The organism is Mesorhizobium sp. WSM4821 (assembly GCF_055901555.1).
On the sequence record NZ_CM148371.1, the window covers coordinates 5,348,765 to 5,367,822 of the forward strand.

The following is a 19,058-nucleotide window of genomic DNA, read 5'->3' on the forward strand; positions in this document are numbered from 1 at the left end:
TATCCTTGCGAGGCGCGGCGGTTCATGCGAAGAGCCCCGGAAAGCAGGAACGAGTGATGGGCAAGCGCAAGAACGGGCTCACCTATGCCGAGGCGGGCGTCGACATCGATGCCGGCAATCTGATGGTCGAAAAGATCAAGCCGCTGGTGCGCGCGACGCGCCGGCCGGGCGCCGATGGCGAGATTGGCGGCTTCGGCGGCCTGTTCGACCTCAAGGCCGCCGGCTTCACCGACCCGGTGCTGGTCGCCGCCAATGACGGCGTCGGCACCAAGCTGAAGATCGCCATCGATGCGGGCAAGCACGACACGATCGGCATCGACCTCGTCGCCATGTGCGTCAACGACATCGTCGTGCAAGGCGCCGAGCCATTGTTCTTCCTCGACTATTTCGCCACCGGCAAGCTCGACCCCGACAGGGGTGCTTCGATCGTCGGCGGCATCGCCGAGGGCTGCCGCCAGGCCGGCTGCGCGCTGATCGGCGGCGAGACGGCGGAAATGCCCGGCATGTATCACGGCAAGGACTACGATCTTGCCGGCTTCGCCGTGGGCGCGGCCGAACGCGGCCAGTTGCTGCCGACCGACGACATCGTCGAGGGCGACGTGCTGTTGGGGCTGGCCTCGTCGGGCGTGCATTCGAACGGCTTTTCGCTGGTCCGCCGCATCGTCGCGACAAGCGGCCTTGCGTGGACCGACCCAGCGCCCTTCAACGATGAGGCTACATTGGCGGAAGCGCTGCTCGAGCCGACCCGCATCTACGTCAAGTCGATCCTCAAGGCGATCCGCGGCACGCATGGCATAAAGGCGCTGGCCCACATCACCGGCGGCGGCTTTCCCGAGAACATTCCGCGCGTGCTGCCGAAGGACTTTTCCGCCGAACTCGACCTCGACGCCATCGAGGTGCCGGCCGTATTCTCATGGCTGGCGAAGACCGGCGGCGTGGCGTCGCAAGAGATGATGCGCACCTTCAACTGCGGCGTCGGCATGATCCTCGCCGTCGCCTCCGGCCAGGCGGCGCAGGTCGCCGCCGTGCTGCAGGAGGCCGGGGAGACAGTGACGCCGATCGGCCGCATCGTGCCGCGCCGCGACGCCGGCGTCATTTATCGAGGCTCGATCGACCTATGAGCATGCGCAAACGCACCGTGGTGCTGATTTCGGGACGCGGCTCCAACATGACGGCGCTGATTGCCGCGGCCAGCAACCCGGACTATCCGGCCGAGATCGTCGGCGTCATTTCCGACCGGGCCAATGCCGCCGGTCTTGGAATCGCCGCGGCGCGCGGCATCGCCACCAAGGTGATTTCGCGGTCGGACTACACCAGCAAGGAAGCGCATGACGGGGCGATCGATGCGGCACTTGTCTCGTTCGGCGCCGAGATCGTGGCTCTGGCCGGTTACATGCGCATTCTCGGTGCGCGTTTTGTCGAGAAGTGGCTGGGACGGATGATCAACATCCACCCTGCCCTGTTGCCGGCCTTCAAGGGCCTCGACACCCATGCCCGCGTGCTGCGCGCCGGCACACGCATCCATGGCTGTACGGTGCATTTCGTCACCCTGGACATGGATGACGGCCCGATCATCGCTCAGGCCGCCGTGCCGGTGATGGTCGGCGACAATGAAGACACGCTCGCCGCCCGTGTGCTGAAGGCCGAGCACCGGCTCTATCCGCTGGCGCTCGGGCTGGTCGCCGAAGGCAAGGCGCGGATGGAAGGCGGCCGCACCGTGCTTGCCCGCTTCGCAGATGACGCCGACAACAGCACCTCCGTGGTCATGGCGCCCGATCCGCTACGCGAAGAGACAGACCTCGAGCATCTGGCGCGCATCACGCCCTGAGCGGGAGGAGGCTGGCATGGTGACAACGAAGCAACTCCTTCTTCTGCGTCATGCCAAGTCGAGCTGGGACTACCCTGACCTTATCGACTTCGACCGGCCGCTTTCGGGGCGCGGGCTGAAGGCCGCCCCGCTGGTCGGGCGCGAACTGGCCAGGCAGGGCTGGCTGCCGGATCTGGCGCTGGTGTCGCCGGCGCTGCGCAGCCGCGACACATGGCGGCTGGTCTCGGCGGAATTGCCGGCGCAAACGCCAGCCAAATTTGTCCAGGCGCTCTACGAGGCCAGTGCGGCAGACATTCTCGCCAAGGTACGGCAGGCAAAGGCGGCAACAAGCAGTCTTTTGGTGCTCGGCCATAATCCCGGCCTGGAGGAATTCGCACGCCGGCTTGCCGGCGCCGGATCGGATGCCGTAGCGCTCGAAAGGCTTGAAGAAAAACTCCCGACATCGGCCCTTGCCCGCTTCGTTTTCGACGGCAATTGGGCACGGCTCGCTCTCGGCGAGGCGCGGCTGACGCACTGCGTTCGGCCGAAGGATCTGCGCTAGGTTGTGACTTGATAGGCAAAGGCAAGAACGGCGGGCCAAGCCCGCCGCTCTTTGTGCTCCGGAGTTTGAGGACTTAGCGGCCCCAATTGCCCCGGCCAGATTGAGGCGCGACGGACGGGGCCGTACCGGACTGGGTCGTCGTCGCATCGGTGTTGACGGCGTTGTGCTCCGTCGGGAGCAGCTTGCGGATCGAACCCGTGAACGTGTTGTCGACGTTGTTGGCCTGGCCAGTGGCAACAGGCGCTGCCGGCTGGTTGACACCGTCCGAACCATAGTGGTCGCTGCCGGCAAAAGCGCTGCCCGTGGCAATGAGGATGGCGGCGGCGGTAAGAGCAATCTTGGTCATTTCAGGTACTCCAGTGTCTTCATATCTTCAGTATTCTGTCCGTCAGTAACGTGCCTTGGGAGGATTTCGCGTCGCTCGGACCGCCTCGAAGTGGGTTGGCGCTGCTGCGATTTCCAATCACGAAGATGTTCCGCGCGTACCCTGAACCGGGTGCTTGAAATCCGCTAAAAGGCTTCCTTCGCCACATTTTTTTGAATTCTTTTCAAATCGTTAGGAAAATATGCGCGTAGCGCTGCGCGCGCCTTGTACGAGCCGGCGTTCACCCTGTCCTAGCACGATGCGTCAACGGAAACGAACCGATCGGTTCGATTTCATCCGGCGGCCGGGCAGCGTTACCGCGCTTGCTGCGCTCGCGAGCCGGAAGCACGACCGGGCGTACCCACGTTTGGGTCCGATGCTCTAGACGTGCACCTCACCAAAGGAGAGTTCACCGTCGTCGCCAGCAGCCACGAAGGCCGTGGCCAGCAGCACGGCATAGAGGGCGGCGACCAGCGCGACGATGACCACGCCGGGAATAGGCCCCAGGGCAGCGCCGGCGACGGCCTCGCGCACCGAACCGACGAAGCCGATGCGGACCTCTTCGCTTAGAAGACTGGGAGTCGATAGTTTGAGGATCCAGGCCAGCAGCAGGATCAGCAGCATGTGGATGTAGTTTCGACGCAGCCGGCGCGCCAACGCCACTCGTTGCGAAATGAGGAATTTTGGAGCGCGCAGGCTTTCGCCGACGATCAACAGCCAATCGGACGCGAAGTCCGGCTGCGGCGAGAATATCTGGGCGAAATAGTGCCGTTCGAACTGGCGCACGCGGGCGCGGTAAAAGTCGAAGAAGCGATATCGCCGCGCCTCTATCCACAGCAGCAACAGGACCAACATCATGGCAAACAGCAGCACACCGTGATGCGCGCTGGCCGTCGAAAGCGAGACGGACAACATCGCCGCGACGACTGTTATCGCCCAATTGCTCGTCCGGTCCAGGCGGTCGCGCCACCCCGCCATGCGCAGAATCTCTGCTCGGTGAAAATGCGACATCGTGGTTACAAGTTCGCCGGATGAAAGCGTTCTTCCAATGGGTTCCGGCGCTGCCGATGCATCTGTCATCATCGCGCCTTCATCCGTCACGCAAAGACGTCTGGGTCGACATTGGCCGGCCGCAGCCAGACCTTGTTGTCGTGGAACGCAGCACCGCCATACGGCGCCGGGGCGTCGGCGCCGGTCAGAACGTTGATGCCCTCGCCGCGCTCGTGGGCGCTGTTCGGCCAGATGCCTTCGGCCACCACGACGCCGCGCTTGATGCCGTCGAACAGCCTTGCATGCAGCACGACCTCGCCGCGCGCATTGCCGATCTCGACGCGGTCGCCGTTGGCCAGCCCATAAGCTGCCGCGTCGTCCGGATGCAAAAGCAGTTCCGGTCGGCCCTCCTTGGCCCTCGACACCGGCGTCTCCGAAAAAGTCGAGTTGAGGAAATTGCGCGCCGGCGAGGTGGTCAGCCGGAACGGGTGCGCCTCGTCCGCCACCTCGATCAGGTCGACATGATCGGGAAACTCCGGCAGGCTCGCCACCGGCCCGAACAAGCCCATCCTTTTCGGCGGCCGGTTGGGCGCCGCCTGCCCGGTCCAGTCGGCGTGGAAGTGGAACTTCTTGTCGGCATGGCCGAAGCCAGTGATGAAATGTGCGGCCTCGAAATCGGGCTGCAGATCGACCCACTTGTCTTCCTTCAAACTGTCGAAACTGCCCAGCCCGCGCTTGCCCAGGATGATGTCGATGTGCTGCTTTTCGGTCAGGCCAAAGCCCGGCATGTCGGCGACGCCGAGCCGCTTGCCGAGTTCCTCGATCACAAAATGGTTGGTGCGCGGCCCTTCCGGCGGGTCGATCAGCTTCGGCCCCAGCGTGATATGCTGGTTGCCGCCGCCCTTGTAGATGTCGTCATGCTCGAGGAACATCGTCGCCGGCAGCACGACATCGGCGAGCTTCGCGGTGTCGGTCATGAATTGCTCGTGCACGCAGGAAAACAGGTCGTCGCGCAAAAAACCCTGTTTCACCAGCCGCTGTTCCGGCGCGACATTGACCGGATTGGTGTTCTGGATCAGCAGCGCCGTCACCGGCGGGCCGCCATAGAGCGCATCCGGCGCCCCGGTCAGCACCGGGCCGATGCGCGAATGGTCGAGATGGCGGATCGCAGGGTCACGCATACGCGTGCCTTCCAGCAGTTCCTGATTGAGCTTGAAGATGCCCGAATTGGAATGGAAGGCGCCGCCGCCCTCATACTGCCAGCAGCCGGTAACCACGGCGATCGAGGCCGCGGCATGCATGTTGACCGAGCCGTTGCGCTGGCGCGAGAAGCCGTAGCCGAGGCGGAAATAGGTTTTCCTAGTCGTGCCGACGAGGTGGGCGAAAGCCTCGATCTCGTCGACCGAAAGCCCGGTGATGTCAGCGGCCCATTGCGGGGTCCTCGTCTGAAGATGCGCTTCCAGACCGGGCGGGTCGTCGGTGTATTTTTCCAAATAGGCGCGGTCGGCCATGCCGTCCCGGAACAGCACATGCATCACCGCGCAGGCCAGCGCGCCGTCGGTGCCGGGCTTCAGCACCAGGCCGAGATCGGCCTGGTTCATCGTCGCGTTGTCGTATACGTCGATGACGACGATCCTGGCGCCGCGTTCCTTGCGCGCCTTGATCGCGTGGGTCATGACGTTGACCTGCGTGACCACGGCATTGGTGCCCCAGATCACCACGCAGTCGGACTTGGCCATCTCGCGCGGGTCGGGACCGCGCAGCGCGCCGGCGCCCATCATCCAGCCGGTCCAGGCCAGGTTGGTGCAGATTGAACTGAAGAAGCCGGAGTACTTTTTTGCGTGGCGCAGCCGCTCGATGCCGTCGCGCTGCACCAGCCCCATCGTGCCGGCATAGTAATAGGGCCAGACCGTCTCCGGGCCGTATTTTGCCTCGGCCGCGATGAACTTTTCGGCGACAAGGTCGAGTGCTGTCTCCCAGCTCGCTTCCTTCCAGGCGCCCTCGCCCTTGGCGCCGGCGCGGATCAATGGCTTCAGCAAGCGGTCGGGATGATGGACACGGTCGGCGTAACGGGCGACCTTGGCGCAGATGACGCCTGATGTATACGTATTGGCCTTGGCGCCATGGACGCGGCCGATGCGCTTGTCATCGAGCAGCTCGACCTCGAGCGCGCAGGTCGATGGGCAATCATGCGGACAGGCCGAATGGCCGATCCTGAGCTTGGCGTGCTGGTTCATGAGGGCAGTCTAGTCGGTTGCGAAAGCGGCGTGTAGGGCCAGATGCAGCGCTAACTTGCTTCTCCTTGCTAAGGCAAGCTGAAAATCTGGCGACCACCAGCGCGGAGCCGTTAGAACTGCGTCGTCAACGCCGTCAGCCACTCGGGCGAAGCGTTGACGAGTGCGGTTTCCAACGCCTTGTCGAACCCAGACAGAATCGCGGCGGCGGTCATTACCAGCAAGATGCCGAAGGCGACCTTCAGCCCGCTGCCGGCGCCGGCGATGTGGCTGCGCCAACTCAGCAAGGTCTCGCGGGACAGTAGTCCGAGGATCAGCAACGGCACGGCAGCACCGAGACCAAACAGGACCATGGTGACCCCAACCTGGCCAAGGTCTTGGCCCTGCGCTGCAAGGACGGAAGCGGCACCCAGAGTCGGGCCAACGCAAGGGCTCCACACCCCGCCGAGCAGCAGACCGACGCCGAACTGCCCCCAAAGGCCAACGGAGGAAAAGCCGCCAAACCGCTGCTCGACCCAGTTGCCGGCCGGGCCGGCCGCAAGCGCGATATGCGCCTGGAATGCCGGCACGATCAATATCGTGCCGAGGACGAGCATCAGAACTGCGGCGGCGCTGCGAAAGACACCGCCGTCAAGCCCGACCGAGAACCCGATCGTGGCGACGAAAAGCCCTATGGCCGTGAAGGATATGACAAGTCCTGCGGCCAGCGCGATGGGACCATAGCGATGCTGGCTGACGGCAGCACCGAGCACGACCGGGATCAGCGGCAGCACGCATGGCGACAGCGTCGACAGCACCCCGGCCAGGAACGAAAATATGAAGCCGAGTAGCATCGCCGCCGCTCAGATCGTTTTATCAAGCAATTGCTTGATGGCATCCGCCTCGGTCACGCCAACAAGGCGACCGACTTCCGTTGCGCCCTTGAAGGTGATCAGCGTGCTCTGCATCCGCGCACCAAGAGCCCGAACAACCTCTTTTTGGGAATCGAAATCGACTTCGAAAACGGCCAGGTTTGCGTGCTCGGGCGCAGGCAGCAACTGCCCGAGCACCCGCTTCTGCGCCTTGCAGGTCGGACACCAGCTGGCGGTGATCTCGACCAGGATCGGCTTGCCTGCCTTTTGCGCCTCTTCGAAGGCCTGCCGTGTGTAGGCCATGCGGCTGGCAGCCAGCGCCGCCGGAGCCGTGGCGAGGCCCGATATTGCGGTCAGGCCGATGAGGAAGGTGCGACGGTCTAGCATTTCTTGACTCCTGAAGGTGTCGGCGGGCAAGTAATCCCGCCATGGCGGACATGAGGATACGGTCCGTTGTTCGTGCCAGCGACGGCGAACGTTACAGGCTCGCGGTAATGTTACCGAGGCCGCCCTTCGCTTGTGTCCACGTGCATTCGACGCTGTCAGCAGCCATCAGGTGCTGACGCCAAGCGCACCAGTGGCTTCAGCAAGCGCTCGGGATGATGGACGCGGTCGGCGTAACGGGCGACCTTGGCGCCGATGACGGCTGATGTATACGTATTGGCCTTGGCGCCGTGGAGGAGGCCGATGCGCTTGTAATCGAGAAACTCGACTTCGAGTGCGCAGGTCGAGGGGCAATCATGCGGACAGGCAGAATGGCCGATTCCGTGGTGGGCGTGCAGGTTCATGAGGGCAAACTAGCCGCTTATGGCGGCCTCGTGTAGGGCCAGATGGCGCCCTCCCTTCTCACTTGTTGTTTTGGGAGAAGACAGAGGGCGCCGCCACTACTCCGCCGTGCCTTCCTCGTATTCCGCCGACATCGACAGCCATTTTTCCTCATGAGCAGCCAAAGTCTGGGCAAGCTGCGAGCGCTCCTTGGCCAGCCGCGTCGCCGTCGAGGGGTCCTTTTCATAGACCGCCGGATTGGCGAGCTCGTCCTCGATGCCGTCGATGCGCCTGCGGATGCGGTCCATCAGCGCTTCGGTGGCGCGGATCTCCTTGGCCAGCGGCTCCAAGGCGGCGCGGCGCGCCGCCGCATCGCGGCGGCGGTCGGCCTTCGAGGCTTTTTCCGCCTCGCGCCTGCCGCGGCGGTCGCCGGACACGCCGGTGACCAGCGTCTTGTAGTCATCGAGGTCGCCGTCATAGGGGTTGACCGCGCCGTCCTTGACCAGCCACAGCCGGTCGGCCGTCGCCTCGAGCAGATGGCGGTCGTGCGAGATCAGGATGACGGCGCCGGGAAATTCGTTCAGCGCATGGATCAGCGATTCGCGGCTGTCGATGTCGAGATGGTTGGTCGGCTCGTCGAGGATGAACAGGTTCGGCCCCTCGAAGGCCGACAGGCCCATCAACAGGCGCGCCTTCTCGCCGCCGGACAGGTCTTTGGCGGCAGTGTTCATCTTTTCGGTGGTGAGACCGAACTGGGCGACGCGGCCACGCACCTTCGATTCCGGCGCTTCAGGCATCAGACGGCGGACATGCTCATAGGCGTTTTCGTTCGGCCTGAGATCGTCGAGCTGATGCTGGGCGAAGATCGCCACCTTCAGGCCGGGCGCCACCGTCATGGTGCCGGTTTCCTGCTTCAGCCGGCCGGACAGCAATTTGGCGAAGGTCGACTTGCCGTTGCCGTTGGCGCCAAGCAGCGCGATGCGGTCGTCGGCATCGATGCGCAGCGTCATCTTCTTGAGGATCGGCTCGCCCTCGGTATAGCCGACATTGACGTTGTTGAGCGCAATGATCGGCGAGGCCACGGTCTTCACCGGCTCGGGAAAGGAGAACGGGCGCACCGTGTCGTTGACGATGGCGGCGATCGGCTTCATCCTTTCCAGCGCCTTGATGCGCGACTGCGCCTGCCTCGCCTTGGAAGCCTTGGCGCGGAAGCGCTCGACAAAGGATTCCATGTGCTTGCGCGCGGCTTCCTGCTTGACGCGGCCCTTCTCCTGCAGTTCGCGCTGCTCGGTGTATTGGCGTTCGAACTGGTCGTAGCCGCCGCGCCAGAAGGTCAGCTTCTTCTGGTCGAGATGGACGATCGAGTTGACGGCGCGGTTGAGCAGGTCGCGGTCGTGCGAGATCAGAAGAACCGTGTGCGGATATTTCGACACGTAGTTTTCCAGCCACAGCGTGCCTTCGAGGTCGAGATAGTTGGTCGGCTCGTCGAGCAGCAGAAGATCGGGCTCGGCAAACAGCACTGCCGCCAGCGCCACCCGCATGCGCCAGCCGCCGGAGAAAGACGAAGCCGGCCGCCGCTGCGCCTCATCGCCGAAGCCGAGGCCGGCGAGGATGGTGGCGGCACGCGACTCGGCCGAATGGGAGTCGATGTCGGCCAGCCGCATGTGGATGTCGGCGATGCGGTGCGGATCGGTCGCGGTCTTTTCCTCTTCGAGCAGTGCATTCCGCTCAATATCGGCCTTGAGCACGATCTCGATCAGCGGCTCCTCAGTGCCGGGCGCCTCCTGCGCCACCTGACCGATGCGCGTGTTCTTGGGCAGACTGATCGAGCCGGTCTCGGAGGCGAGATCGCCGGTGATCGCCTTGAACAAGGTGGTCTTGCCGGTACCGTTGCGGCCGACAAGCCCGGCCTTGCTGCCGGCCGGCAAGGTCAGCGAGGCATGGTCGAGAAGCAGGCGCCCGGCCATGCGGAGCGAAAGGTCGTTGATGATCAGCATGGTCGCGCTTTTGCACGGGACATCAACGCTTCGCAAGACCTTGAGCGCCGGTTGGCCCGATAAGGCATGAAAATGGCCGGCGGCGGATCGCCGGCGGCGCCGGATGAGAGGACCACCTACGGGATGGGGTCGGAACCTTGCCGCGACGGCGCAATGACCGCGCCTGCCGAGCAGCGACTTCCCGCATGCGAAAATTGCGCATTTGTAAGTTGATTGCTCGTGCAGGTCAGTCGTCCTCCACGATCGCACCATGACGCGGGGGGAAGACTCAGCTATGTCTAGGTGTGCGGCGGACCTGATACCCGCCTGGCCGGCGCTATAAGCTCTCCTCCCAAGCGGCGCCGGCCATTTTCCTTTACTGTGCCGGCGGCGTGTCGGATTGATCACCGCCTGACGTCGAGTTCGGCGCAGGGTCCACCTGCGTGTTTTGATCGGCCGAGCCAAGCGCCTTCGTCGGCGGGATGTTGTTGTCGCATGCCGCCACAGCCAAGGCTGCGGCTAAAGCCAGCAAGATTGAGAGCTTGTTCATCGCAACCTCCTGTCATCGGGGCAACGAGGCGGTGCCGATTTGGTTGCACGCTCAGGCCCCGCTCGGGCCTTTGGGGAGCGGGGAACAAAACGCGGCCTCTCCGGTTCCTCCATACCAAATTGGATTGGAGAAGATCATGATCCGTCTGCTCATAGCCGGGGCCGCCGTCTACGTGGCCTATCGCATAACCAGGGAAATCATCGACGAGGTCCCCGACGACTTCGATCCACTGCCGCTGCCGCCACCGGACGATCGTAAGCCGCTGCGGCGGCAGTCGGCGGCGATGGGCGTAGAGCCGCAGCGCTAGGTCGGGCTCATCGGCTGATGCGCGCTAGTAGTCGGATATTTCAGTAGCCCTCTCCCGTCGAAACCGTTGCGAACAAAGCGGAAACGATGCTTGATGGGCGATGAACCTCGCTGCCCGTGATTCGACCCTCCGGCCTGCCTATCTCGCAAAGCTGAATGCCGAGCAGTGCCTTGCCGTCGAACATGGCGACGGCAAGGTCGCCGGGCCGCTGCTGGTGATCGCCGGCGCCGGCTCCGGCAAGACCAGCACGCTGGCGCATCGCGTCGCACATCTGATCGTCAGGGGCGCTGATCCCAGGCGCATCCTTTTGATGACGTTTTCGCGGCGCGCCGCGGCGGAAATGGCCAAGCGCGTCGAGCGCATCGCCGGTGAGGTGCTGGGCCGGGACGCTTCCGTCATCACCGACGCGCTGAGCTGGGCCGGGACGTTCCACGGCATCGGCGCCAGGCTGTTGCGCGACTATGCCTTGGAGATCGGCCTTGACCCGGCCTTTACCATCCATGACCGCGAGGATTCGGCCGATTTGATGAACCTTATCAGGCACGAACTCGGCTTCTCTAAGACGCAGGGTCGGTTTCCGACCAAGGGCACTTGCCTGGCGATCTATTCGCGTGCCGTCAACGCGCAGGCACCGCTCGGCGAGGTTCTGGGTTCGGTGTTTCCCTGGTGCGCAGGCTGGGCCGAGCAGCTCAAGGCGCTGTTCGCCCGATATGTCGAGGCCAAGCAGGCGCAAAATGTGCTCGATTACGACGATCTGCTGCTCTACTGGGCGCAGATGGGGAGCGAGCCGGAGATCTCAGCGCATCTGGGTGGGCGATTCGACCATGTGCTGGTTGACGAATACCAGGACACCAACCGGCTGCAGGCCTCGATCCTCACGGCACTCAAGCCGGACGGATCCGGGCTGACGGTGGTCGGCGACGACGCGCAGTCGATCTATTCGTTTCGCGCGGCGGAAGTGCGCAACATCCTCGACTTCCCCAAACAGTTCGCGCGGCCGGCCGAGATCGTCATGCTGGAACGCAACTATCGCTCGACCGAGACCGTCCTGGCCGCCGCCAATGCGGTGATTGGCGAGGCCTCCGAGCGCTTTACCAAGAACCTCTGGTCGGAGCGCAAATCGGCCGAAAGGCCGAAGCTGGTCAGCGTCCGCGACGAGGCCGAGCAGGCGAGCTATGTCTGCCAGGCGATCCTGACCGAGCGCGAGGCCGGCACGGCGCTGAAGGCGCAGGCCGTGCTGTTCCGCGCCTCGCATCACAGCGGGCCGCTCGAGATCGAGCTGACGCGCCGCAACATCCCGTTCGTCAAGTTCGGCGGGCTTAAGTTCCTCGACGCCGCCCATGTCAAGGATGTGCTGGCGGTGCTGCGTTTCGCCGAAAACCCGCGCGACCGCGTCTCCGGTTTTCGCGTGCTGCAGCTTTTGCCCGGTATCGGCCCCTCGGCGGCTGCGCAGATTGTCGACACCATGTCGACGTCGCTCGACGAAACGATGGGACTGGTGCGCTACCGACCGCCGCAACGCGCCGCCGACGACTGGCCGGATTTTGTCTCGCTGTTCTCGCAGCTTCGCGCCGGATCGGGAAAATGGCCTGTTGATCTCGAACAGGTCAGGCTGTGGTACGAGCCGCATCTCGAGCGCATTCATCAGGACGCGACGACGCGCCGGGCCGATATTCTGCAACTCGAACAGATCGCCTCGGGCTATGCCTCGCGCGAGCGTTTCCTCACCGAGCTGACGCTCGATCCGCCGGATGCGACCAGCGATGAGGCCGGGCCGCCGCATCGCGACGAGGACTATCTGATCCTGTCGACCATCCATTCGGCCAAGGGCCAGGAATGGAAGAACGTCTTCGTGCTCAACACCGTCGACGGCTGCATCCCGATCGACCTCGGCGTCGGCTCGAAAGAGGATATCGACGAGGAGCGCCGCCTGCTCTACGTGGCGATGACGCGGGCCAAGGACGGCCTGCACCTGGTCATGCCGCAGCGCTTTTTCGTCCACGGCCAGGCGGCGCGCGGCGACCGCCATGTCTATGCCTCGCGCAGCCGCTTCATCCCGGCCTCGATCCTCGGCGCCTTCGAGCAAACCGCGTGGGCCAGTGTCCAGGCCAAGGACGATCCGCGCCGCCAGCCGCAGGTGCGCGTCGACCTCGGCGCCCGCATGCGCGACATGTGGAAATAGCCGCCTTTTCGGCACGGCGCTCATGCCACGGAACTTGGTGGCGACAATCAAATCCCGGCGCATGGAACCTGATGCCGCAATCCGCGTTTCTGGGCGTCCGATTCAGATCGGAGGGCGGCGTCCGCCGTCACCTCCGCCCAACTCGAGAGGCCAGAATGCACGATAAGACGTTCTTCACCCCGGTCGCCGTAACCGTCGGCGCCGGCCATAAGCGCATGATCGCTTCGCTCTTCGACATGCATGAGTTCCTGACCGAGTTCCCGCCATCACGGCGCCGCCTGAGCTATGGCGCGGCCGTGAAGGCCTGCGAGGCGGCACGTGCCGGCGAGGTCTCGCCCGAAGCGGCGCGCGATGCCTTGATCACTTTCGCGATGACGGCAGGCATTCTCTGGCCTTCGGCCCAGCCGGCGGTATCGGTCAAGCCTGTTGCCCGGGGCCGTGGCGGATACGCCGCCTGAGGCCTGACCAGGCTCCTTTGCGCCCATGACCGTCAAAGATGCGGTTCATCTTCGGCGAGTTTTCCGAACCTGCTTTCAATTCGATCACGATAGACGCGGATAAATCAGGCGAAGGGGCGCCCCTCTTCGCTGCGCTGGAACTGCGTCAGGTCGAGCGGCACCGAAGGCCGGCCAAGAATGGTCAGGATCGCGTGCGCCTGGCCGCGGTGATGGGTCTGGTGGTTGAAGAAATGATCGAGCGCCGGCGCCAGCCGCTGCGAGACGGTGCGCATATCGGAGACGGTCATGTAGGAGAAGCGGCCGGACAAGGCCTTCTCGCTCAAGCTCCCGATCCAGTCGATGATCCTTTTGTCTTCGGCCTCGCGCGCCAATCGCAAGCCCGGCAAGGCGCTGTGCAGGATCGTGTCGAGCCTCGCCGGTGCATCGCCCTCGCCGGTAAAGCGCCTCATCCAGATGCGATCGGCGGTCAAGATATGATTGAGCGTGCCCATCATCGAACCGAAGAAAGCGCCGACATTGCGGCCGAACTCGTCCTCGCCGAGATCGGCGACGGCATCGTAAATGCGGCTATTGGCCCATTGATTGTAGCCCGCAAACATCATGAAGTGTTGTTTCATCTTCTTCTCCCGGCCCGCGAAACCCGTTTCGGGTGCCTACCGCATCGGCCCGAACTACGCTGACCTTCGGTTCGGAAAAACACGATGCGCAGTTTCAAAAGTGCTAGAGCGTATTTTGTGCGTCCAAGCGGATGCACGTCGCTCTGGTAGACCGTAAGGAAGCCGCCGCCAATGACCATTCTGCTCTATGACCTCGTCGGACACGATGCCGCCCGTCCGTTCAGCCCGCATTGCTGGAAGGCGGCGATGGCGCTGGCCCACAAGGGGCTCGACATCTCGACCGTGCCGACACGTTTTCTCGAAGTGCCCACCGTCGAAGGTGGCGTTTCGAAACTCGTTCCGGTGATCCGCGACGGCGAGAAGGTGGTCGCCGATTCCTTCGCCATCGCGCTCTATCTCGACGAAGCCTATCCCGAGCGGCCGACATTGTTTTCCGGCGATGGCGGCAAGGCGATGGCGCGCTTTATCGAACGCTGGTCGCAACTGACCATCCATCCCTATGTCACCACGGCAGCAATCATGGACCTCCATGCCATGCAGGACGAGGCGAACGCCGCCTACTTCCGCCAGAACCGCGAGCAGCGCTTCGGCAAGAAACTGGAAGAGGTGGTGGCGGCACGCGACGCCGGCCTTGACGCCTTCCGCGCCTCGCTGGAACCGTTGCGCTCGATGCTCAGCTATCAGCCGTTCATCGGCGGCCAATCACCGCTATTTGCCGACTACATCGTCTTCGGCGCGCTGCAATGGGCGCGCATCGCCTCGCCCTACCAGTTGCTCGACGACAGCGATCTGGTGGCGCAATGGTTCGAGCGTTGCCTCGACCTGCATGACGGCCTCGGCCGCAAGGTGGCGGCGGCGGCATAGGGCAGTAAGGCAGCGCCCCCACTGCCCTACTCCCTTACCTCCCCACTCCCCTAGCAAAGGCATCACGATACCATGACGTCAGGCCCGGAATTCCCGGACGATTTTCGCGCCGAACTGGTCAACCTCTTCCGGTGGCGGCGGGACGTCAGGCGGTTCAAGCCGACGCCGCTCCCCGAAGGCGCGCTGGAGCGGCTGCTTGACGTCGCCAGCATTGCGCCTTCGGTCGGGCTGAGCCAGCCCTGGCGTTTCGTCATGGTCGAGAGTGCGCAGTGCCGCGCCGCCGTCAGGGCCTGCTTCGAGCGCTGCAATGCGGAGGCGCTCGCATCGTTCGGCCGCGAACGCGCCGCGCTCTATGCGCGCCTGAAGCTCGCCGGTCTGAACGAGGCGCCTTGTCAATTCGCGGTTTTCGCCGACCGCACGACAGAACAGGGGCATGGGCTCGGCCGCCTGACGATGCCCGCCACCATCGAATATTCGGCGGTGATGGCGATCCACACCTTTTGGCTGGCGGCGCGCGCCGAAGGAATAGGCATGGGCTGGGTCTCGATCCTGGATCCGGTCAAGATGGCGACGATCCTGGACGCGCCGCCCGAGTGGACGCTGATCGGCTATTTCTGCGTCGGCTACCCGTGTGAGGACCACAGCGTGCCGGAACTGGAACGGGAGGGCTGGGAGTTTCGGCGCCCGTCGACTGTGATTACGCGCTGACCGGGTCACAGCCTCCCCTTGGCAATGAGCCATACGGCTTGTATAGAGCCCGCCACCTTCAATTCCACTTTCATCACAAGGACGACCCCATGGCGCTCGAACGCACCTTTTCCATGATCAAGCCGGACGCGACCCGGCGCAACCTCACCGGCGCCATCACCCAGATGCTTGAAGAGGCCGGCCTGCGCGTCATCGCCTCGCGCCGGGTGTGGATGAGCCGCCGAGAGGCCGAAGGTTTCTATGCCGTGCACAAGGAGCGTCCGTTCTTCGGCGAGCTGGTCGACTCCATGTCGTCGGGCCCGAGCGTCGTGCAGGTGCTGGAAGGCGAGAACGCCATTGCCAAAAACCGCGACGTGATGGGCGCCACCAACCCGGTCAACGCCGCCGAAGGCACCATCCGCAAGGTGCATGCGCTGTCGATCGGCGAGAATTCGGTGCACGGCTCCGACGCGCCGGAGACCGCCGCGCAGGAAATCAAATACTGGTTCTCGGACACCGAGATCGTTGGCTGATCCGGTAATCCAGATCACCACGTCATATGTTAAAAGGCCGGCGCAATGCTGGCCTTTTCTCGTTGGGTCGATCCGGCACCAGACGCCGAAGCTCTGCAACCTGCGCATGAACCGGTTTTGAGCGATCAGCTCGCGGCGTTGAAGCGCAGGATGACGCGGCCGTCCTTGTCGGCAATGAGGAGCTTGCCGGCGTCGACGTGATACGATGCTGCCTTGGCCAGCGCCTCGAACAGCGCCTTTTCCTCGGCCATGATCTCGGGCGCGCAGGCCTTGAAGGTCGAGCCGATGTCAGAGATGGCGATCGTCGAACCATCGACTTTGGCGGTGGCGAAGTAGACGTTGCAAGGGCCGCTGCCGCCGGCCTTGCCGGCCTCGTCGATCCTGAACGTCGCCTGCGGCTCGGCGATCACACCAATGCCGTCGATATACTCGATCAGCCAGCTCTGCCCGAGCACCGGGGCGGCTGCCGGTTTCTCGCTCGACGTCACCATCTTCAGCATGATGGTTTGCGGCGCGTCGCTCAGCGGATCGACCTGATGGCGCGTATCGGAGACAAACAACAGTCTGTCGTCGACGGTGATGCGCGCCTGCAGCGCATAAGTCATGTCAGGCCGGATCACCTGGGGGTCGAAGCTGATCTCGAACTTGATCGGCACCTGGCCAGCTGGCGTCACCTTGCGCTCGCCGACGACAGCGGCCGGCGCGTCGGCCAGCGAGACATCGGCTAGCTGCACGGAAAGCACGGCGTTGGGCGGCAGCGCGATGCGCTCGCGATACATCACCTCGCCCCTCAGCGTCTTCTCAGCAGCGGTGGACAACCCAGGCATCACCAGCAAGCCGACGACCAGCGGCACGACACCGAAGATGAAGAACTCGGAGATCCTGTCCAGCATGATCCTGCTCCCTAGAGCCTGTTCCATCCCGACGAATCGGGATGGGGCTCTATCTATTTGTTTGAGCATGATCTTTTTCCGAAACCGGTTCGGGATCATGCCCTGGCGCCAAACTGGCCAGACGGTCTCGCAGGATTGCGGTGGTTCCGTGACGCCGGCACGGACTGTTCGCGCGGCGGCTTGCGGCCCTGTTGTCGGCCTGCTTGGCGTGACCCGGCACATCTTGCTCAAGCCAGACCCGAGCCGATCACGAAGTCGTGTTCCCAATCGGAGGTAACACAGCCAGCCTCCGGGCCGAACTGACCAACGCGCGCTTGAGGAATGGCGCGCTCAGCAACCCAATCGGAGGTGAAATCATGTCGACAAGATCAACCATAAGCGCGGCCTTTCTGGCCGGCGCCGTTGCCACGGCTCTTGCTTCTTTTGCGACGGCCGCGCCGCTGACCGAGGCAGAGGCCAAGGCGGCGATGGATGCCGGCAAGGAGAAGTGCTTTGGCGTCGCCCTGAAGGGGCAGAACGACTGCGCGGCAGGACCTGGCACCACCTGCCAAGGCACCTCGACCGTCGATTACCAGGGCAACGCCTGGAAGTTTGTCGACGGCGGCACCTGCACGACGATGGAACTGCCCGGTGACCGCAAGGGCTCGCCGACGGAACTGACCCGCGACATCCCTTCGTAAGCAATGCAACCTGCCGAGAAAGCGGAGGCGAAGATGAACGGACTGGTCCCACCATCCCGCGTGTCGAAAACCTCGCGCTTTCCGGCATACCCGGTCGACGGCCTTACCGGCACCAGTTTCAAGCATGAGCATCTACGCGCGATCCTTGGCGACGACGCAAAGGATCGGTTCTTCGAGGTTCACGCCGAAAACTATATGGGCGCCGGTGGCCCGCCGCACGATGCGCTGACCAGGATCCGCCGCGACTATCCCGTTTCACTGCACGGGGTGTGCATGTCGATCGGCGGACCGCGGCCGCTCGACAAAGCGCATCTCGATCGTTTCAAGGCGCTCGTCGACCGCTATGAGCCGGCGCTCGTTTCCGAGCATCTCGCTTGGTCGACCCACGACACCACCTATTACAACGACCTGCTTCCCCTGCCCTATACGCCGGCAACGGTTTCGCGCGTGGCGGATCACATCGACGAAGTGCAGGAGACGATCGGCCGCCCGATCCTGCTGGAGAATCCCTCGAGCTACGTGCTTTTCCCCGAATCGACGATCAGCGAGACGGGTTTCATCCGCGCGCTGGTGCGGCGTACCGGTTGCGGCTTGCTGCTCGACGTCAACAACGTTTTCGTTTCGGCCACCAATCGCGGCTATTCAGCCCTTTCCTACCTCGCGGATTTCCCGCTCGACCATGTCGGCGAAATCCATCTGGCAGGGCATTCCGAGCAGGAGGACGACGAGGGCGATCTGCTGCTGATCGACAGCCATGACGGCCCGGTCGCCGACGCGGTCTGGAAGCTCTTCGATATCGTCATCGGCCGATGCGGGCCACTGCCGACGCTGATCGAATGGGACAGCGACATTCCCGACTGGCCGGTGCTCAAGGCGGAGGCCGCCGCCGCCCAGGCGATCCTCGACCGCCATGCCGAAAGCTTGTTCGGAAAAGTCCATGCCGCGGAGTGATCTCCAGCCGGGCGATCCCGGCCGCCGGTTTGACTATGCCGCGGCGTTCACCGCCGGCCTGCTCGACCCTGACCGGGTCCCGCCCGACGCTGTCTCGGGGCCGAACGGCAAGGCTGCGGTCAAGCGATATGCCGTCTACCGCAACAACGTCACCGTCAGCCTGATCGATGCACTGACCGCCGCCTTCCCGGCGACGCTGCGCATCACCGGCCCGGACTTCTTTCGCGCGATGGCGCGCTTTCATGTTCGCGAAACACCACCGAACTCGCCACTTCTATTCGAATACGGCCGCGACTTTGCCGATTTCATCGGGCGCTACGAATACGCCCAGTCGATGCCCTGGCTGGCCGACGTGGCGCGCATCGAGCGGGCCTGGCTCGACGCCTATCATGCCGCCGACGCGGAACCGCTGGCGTCCGGAGCACTGGGGTCGATCCCGCCCGAACGACTGGCCGATACGGTGCTCGTGCCGCACCCGGCAACACGCGCCATACGCTCGCGCCATCCGGCCGTGACGATCTTCGCGGCAAACCGGAGCGACGGTCCTGTCGGACGGATCGAGGCGGACGGACCCGAAGATGCGCTGGTCACGCGGCCGGGGCTCGAAGTCTTCGTTCGCCACCTGCCGCCCGGCGGCGCGGTTTTTCTGGATCGTCTCATGGCGGGCGAGCCGCTCGGCGCGGCAGCCGCGGCAGCATTTGCAGAACGTGCCGAGTTCGATCTTTCCGCCAATATCGCCGGCCTGCTGCAAGCGGGCGCCTTCACAGCGGCACACCAGGGAGAGTGA

The 19,058-nt window shown here is 64.1% G+C and carries 21 protein-coding genes and 1 pseudogene; 12 read left to right on the forward strand and 10 right to left on the reverse strand.

The annotated features are described in order from the left end of the window. Positions 1-56: 56 nt before the first annotated feature. From purM to AC0NID_RS26090, 3 genes are read left to right on the forward strand one after another with little or no spacing between them, the layout of a single operon-like run. On the forward strand, positions 57-1,121 hold the full coding sequence (purM, locus tag AC0NID_RS26080; protein ID WP_473458321.1) for a phosphoribosylformylglycinamidine cyclo-ligase: 1,065 nt from the start codon (positions 57-59) through the stop codon (positions 1,119-1,121). After that, on the forward strand, positions 1,118-1,828 hold the full coding sequence (gene purN / locus AC0NID_RS26085; RefSeq protein WP_473458323.1) for a phosphoribosylglycinamide formyltransferase: 711 nt from the start codon (positions 1,118-1,120) through the stop codon (positions 1,826-1,828). Before purM ends, purN begins: the two co-directional genes overlap by 4 nt. 16 nt (positions 1,829-1,844) lie before the next feature. Continuing rightward, positions 1,845-2,369 (forward strand): SixA phosphatase family protein, encoded by a 525-nt coding sequence (locus AC0NID_RS26090; protein WP_473458325.1) that lies wholly within the window; start codon positions 1,845-1,847, stop codon positions 2,367-2,369. A gap of 73 nt (positions 2,370-2,442) precedes the next feature. Here AC0NID_RS26090 and AC0NID_RS26095 read toward each other — a convergent pair whose 3' ends face one another. The 8 genes and pseudogenes from AC0NID_RS26095 to AC0NID_RS26130 all read right to left on the reverse strand — a co-directional run bounded on the left by AC0NID_RS26095 (position 2,443) and on the right by AC0NID_RS26130 (position 10,099). Further along, positions 2,443-2,715: a DUF680 domain-containing protein gene (locus AC0NID_RS26095; RefSeq protein WP_473458327.1), complete on the reverse strand. Its 273-nt coding sequence runs from the start codon at positions 2,713-2,715 to the stop codon at positions 2,443-2,445. 399 nt (positions 2,716-3,114) lie between these two features. After that, on the reverse strand, positions 3,115-3,813 hold the full coding sequence (locus tag AC0NID_RS26100) for a DUF2270 domain-containing protein (RefSeq protein WP_473458329.1): 699 nt from the start codon (positions 3,811-3,813) through the stop codon (positions 3,115-3,117). Between the two features lie 17 nt (positions 3,814-3,830). Continuing rightward, complete coding sequence (locus AC0NID_RS26105) at positions 3,831-5,960, reverse strand: molybdopterin-containing oxidoreductase family protein (RefSeq protein ID WP_473458331.1); 2,130 nt, start codon at positions 5,958-5,960, stop codon at positions 3,831-3,833. Positions 5,961-6,070: 110 nt separating this feature from the next. Then, complete coding sequence (locus AC0NID_RS26110) at positions 6,071-6,790, reverse strand: cytochrome c biogenesis CcdA family protein (RefSeq protein ID WP_473458333.1); 720 nt, start codon at positions 6,788-6,790, stop codon at positions 6,071-6,073. A 9-nt stretch (positions 6,791-6,799) separates the two neighbouring features. Then, positions 6,800-7,225 (reverse strand): thioredoxin family protein, encoded by a 426-nt coding sequence (locus tag AC0NID_RS26115; RefSeq protein WP_473458335.1) that lies wholly within the window; start codon positions 7,223-7,225, stop codon positions 6,800-6,802. Positions 7,226-7,356: 131 nt separating this feature from the next. Then, positions 7,357-7,596: pseudogene (locus tag AC0NID_RS26120) on the reverse strand (molybdopterin oxidoreductase family protein); the annotation flags it as partial. Positions 7,597-7,692: 96 nt separating this feature from the next. Continuing rightward, entirely contained in the window at positions 7,693-9,570 is a 1,878-nt protein-coding gene (locus tag AC0NID_RS26125; protein WP_473458337.1) for an ABC-F family ATP-binding cassette domain-containing protein, read from the reverse strand. 355 nt (positions 9,571-9,925) lie between these two features. After that, complete coding sequence (locus AC0NID_RS26130) at positions 9,926-10,099, reverse strand: hypothetical protein (RefSeq protein ID WP_473458339.1); 174 nt, start codon at positions 10,097-10,099, stop codon at positions 9,926-9,928. Between the two features lie 136 nt (positions 10,100-10,235). On the opposite strand from AC0NID_RS26130, the gene AC0NID_RS26135 reads away from it, so the two are divergent. The 3 genes from AC0NID_RS26135 to AC0NID_RS26145 all read left to right on the forward strand — a co-directional run bounded on the left by AC0NID_RS26135 (position 10,236) and on the right by AC0NID_RS26145 (position 13,046). Further along, positions 10,236-10,406 carry a hypothetical protein gene (locus tag AC0NID_RS26135; protein WP_473458341.1) on the forward strand — a complete coding sequence of 57 codons (171 nt, stop codon included), beginning with the start codon at positions 10,236-10,238 and terminating at the stop codon, positions 10,404-10,406. Between the two features lie 100 nt (positions 10,407-10,506). Further along, positions 10,507-12,588 carry an ATP-dependent helicase gene (locus tag AC0NID_RS26140; protein WP_473458343.1) on the forward strand — a complete coding sequence of 694 codons (2,082 nt, stop codon included), beginning with the start codon at positions 10,507-10,509 and terminating at the stop codon, positions 12,586-12,588. Positions 12,589-12,743: 155 nt separating this feature from the next. Further along, positions 12,744-13,046 carry a DUF982 domain-containing protein gene (locus tag AC0NID_RS26145; RefSeq protein WP_473458345.1) on the forward strand — a complete coding sequence of 101 codons (303 nt, stop codon included), beginning with the start codon at positions 12,744-12,746 and terminating at the stop codon, positions 13,044-13,046. A gap of 104 nt (positions 13,047-13,150) precedes the next feature. Here AC0NID_RS26145 and AC0NID_RS26150 read toward each other — a convergent pair whose 3' ends face one another. Continuing rightward, the gene (locus AC0NID_RS26150) at positions 13,151-13,663 is read right to left on the reverse strand and encodes a DinB family protein (protein ID WP_473458347.1); all 513 of its coding nucleotides are present in this window, start codon (positions 13,661-13,663) and stop codon (positions 13,151-13,153) included. Positions 13,664-13,834: 171 nt separating this feature from the next. Between AC0NID_RS26150 and AC0NID_RS26155 the strand changes: the two genes are divergently transcribed. From AC0NID_RS26155 to ndk, 3 genes are all read left to right on the forward strand, one after another. Then, positions 13,835-14,527, forward strand: coding sequence for a glutathione S-transferase family protein (locus AC0NID_RS26155; RefSeq protein WP_473458349.1), 693 nt, complete (start codon positions 13,835-13,837; stop codon positions 14,525-14,527). 72 nt (positions 14,528-14,599) lie between these two features. Then, positions 14,600-15,235 (forward strand): 5,6-dimethylbenzimidazole synthase, encoded by a 636-nt coding sequence (gene bluB / locus AC0NID_RS26160; protein ID WP_473458351.1) that lies wholly within the window; start codon positions 14,600-14,602, stop codon positions 15,233-15,235. Between the two features lie 89 nt (positions 15,236-15,324). Then, positions 15,325-15,747, forward strand: coding sequence for a nucleoside-diphosphate kinase (ndk, locus tag AC0NID_RS26165; protein ID WP_473458353.1), 423 nt, complete (start codon positions 15,325-15,327; stop codon positions 15,745-15,747). A gap of 125 nt (positions 15,748-15,872) precedes the next feature. On the opposite strand, the gene AC0NID_RS26170 is transcribed toward ndk, so the two are convergent. Next, positions 15,873-16,640: a YbaY family lipoprotein gene (locus AC0NID_RS26170; RefSeq protein ID WP_473458355.1), complete on the reverse strand. Its 768-nt coding sequence runs from the start codon at positions 16,638-16,640 to the stop codon at positions 15,873-15,875. Between the two features lie 356 nt (positions 16,641-16,996). Between AC0NID_RS26170 and AC0NID_RS26175 the strand changes: the two genes are divergently transcribed. From AC0NID_RS26175 to AC0NID_RS26185, 3 genes are read left to right on the forward strand one after another with little or no spacing between them, the layout of a single operon-like run. Beyond that, positions 16,997-17,320 carry a BufA1 family periplasmic bufferin-type metallophore gene (locus tag AC0NID_RS26175; protein WP_473458357.1) on the forward strand — a complete coding sequence of 108 codons (324 nt, stop codon included), beginning with the start codon at positions 16,997-16,999 and terminating at the stop codon, positions 17,318-17,320. A gap of 33 nt (positions 17,321-17,353) precedes the next feature. Beyond that, a complete protein-coding gene (bufB, locus tag AC0NID_RS26180; RefSeq protein ID WP_473458359.1) occupies positions 17,354-18,271 on the forward strand; it encodes an MNIO family bufferin maturase in 918 nt (305 codons plus the stop codon). Then, positions 18,258-19,058, forward strand: coding sequence for an HvfC/BufC N-terminal domain-containing protein (locus AC0NID_RS26185; protein WP_473458361.1), 801 nt, complete (start codon positions 18,258-18,260; stop codon positions 19,056-19,058). Before bufB ends, AC0NID_RS26185 begins: the two co-directional genes overlap by 14 nt.

Coding starts and splice junctions, on each gene's coding strand:
- purN (WP_473458323.1), top strand. CDS start 1,118: ATGAGCATGCGCAAACGCACCGTGGTGCTGATTTCGGGACGCGGCTCC.
- ndk (WP_473458353.1), top strand. CDS start 15,325: ATGGCGCTCGAACGCACCTTTTCCATGATCAAGCCGGACGCGACCCGG.
- AC0NID_RS26130 (WP_473458339.1), bottom strand. CDS start 10,099: ATGAACAAGCTCTCAATCTTGCTGGCTTTAGCCGCAGCCTTGGCTGTG.
- AC0NID_RS26175 (WP_473458357.1), top strand. CDS start 16,997: ATGTCGACAAGATCAACCATAAGCGCGGCCTTTCTGGCCGGCGCCGTT.
- AC0NID_RS26135 (WP_473458341.1), top strand. CDS start 10,236: ATGATCCGTCTGCTCATAGCCGGGGCCGCCGTCTACGTGGCCTATCGC.
- bufB (WP_473458359.1), top strand. CDS start 17,354: ATGAACGGACTGGTCCCACCATCCCGCGTGTCGAAAACCTCGCGCTTT.
- AC0NID_RS26100 (WP_473458329.1), bottom strand. CDS start 3,813: ATGACAGATGCATCGGCAGCGCCGGAACCCATTGGAAGAACGCTTTCA.
- AC0NID_RS26090 (WP_473458325.1), top strand. CDS start 1,845: ATGGTGACAACGAAGCAACTCCTTCTTCTGCGTCATGCCAAGTCGAGC.
- AC0NID_RS26185 (WP_473458361.1), top strand. CDS start 18,258: ATGCCGCGGAGTGATCTCCAGCCGGGCGATCCCGGCCGCCGGTTTGAC.
- AC0NID_RS26170 (WP_473458355.1), bottom strand. CDS start 16,640: ATGCTGGACAGGATCTCCGAGTTCTTCATCTTCGGTGTCGTGCCGCTG.
- AC0NID_RS26140 (WP_473458343.1), top strand. CDS start 10,507: ATGAACCTCGCTGCCCGTGATTCGACCCTCCGGCCTGCCTATCTCGCA.
- AC0NID_RS26150 (WP_473458347.1), bottom strand. CDS start 13,663: ATGAAACAACACTTCATGATGTTTGCGGGCTACAATCAATGGGCCAAT.
- AC0NID_RS26155 (WP_473458349.1), top strand. CDS start 13,835: ATGACCATTCTGCTCTATGACCTCGTCGGACACGATGCCGCCCGTCCG.
- bluB (WP_473458351.1), top strand. CDS start 14,600: ATGACGTCAGGCCCGGAATTCCCGGACGATTTTCGCGCCGAACTGGTC.
- AC0NID_RS26105 (WP_473458331.1), bottom strand. CDS start 5,960: ATGAACCAGCACGCCAAGCTCAGGATCGGCCATTCGGCCTGTCCGCAT.
- AC0NID_RS26145 (WP_473458345.1), top strand. CDS start 12,744: ATGCACGATAAGACGTTCTTCACCCCGGTCGCCGTAACCGTCGGCGCC.
- AC0NID_RS26095 (WP_473458327.1), bottom strand. CDS start 2,715: ATGACCAAGATTGCTCTTACCGCCGCCGCCATCCTCATTGCCACGGGC.
- purM (WP_473458321.1), top strand. CDS start 57: ATGGGCAAGCGCAAGAACGGGCTCACCTATGCCGAGGCGGGCGTCGAC.
- AC0NID_RS26110 (WP_473458333.1), bottom strand. CDS start 6,790: ATGCTACTCGGCTTCATATTTTCGTTCCTGGCCGGGGTGCTGTCGACG.
- AC0NID_RS26125 (WP_473458337.1), bottom strand. CDS start 9,570: ATGCTGATCATCAACGACCTTTCGCTCCGCATGGCCGGGCGCCTGCTT.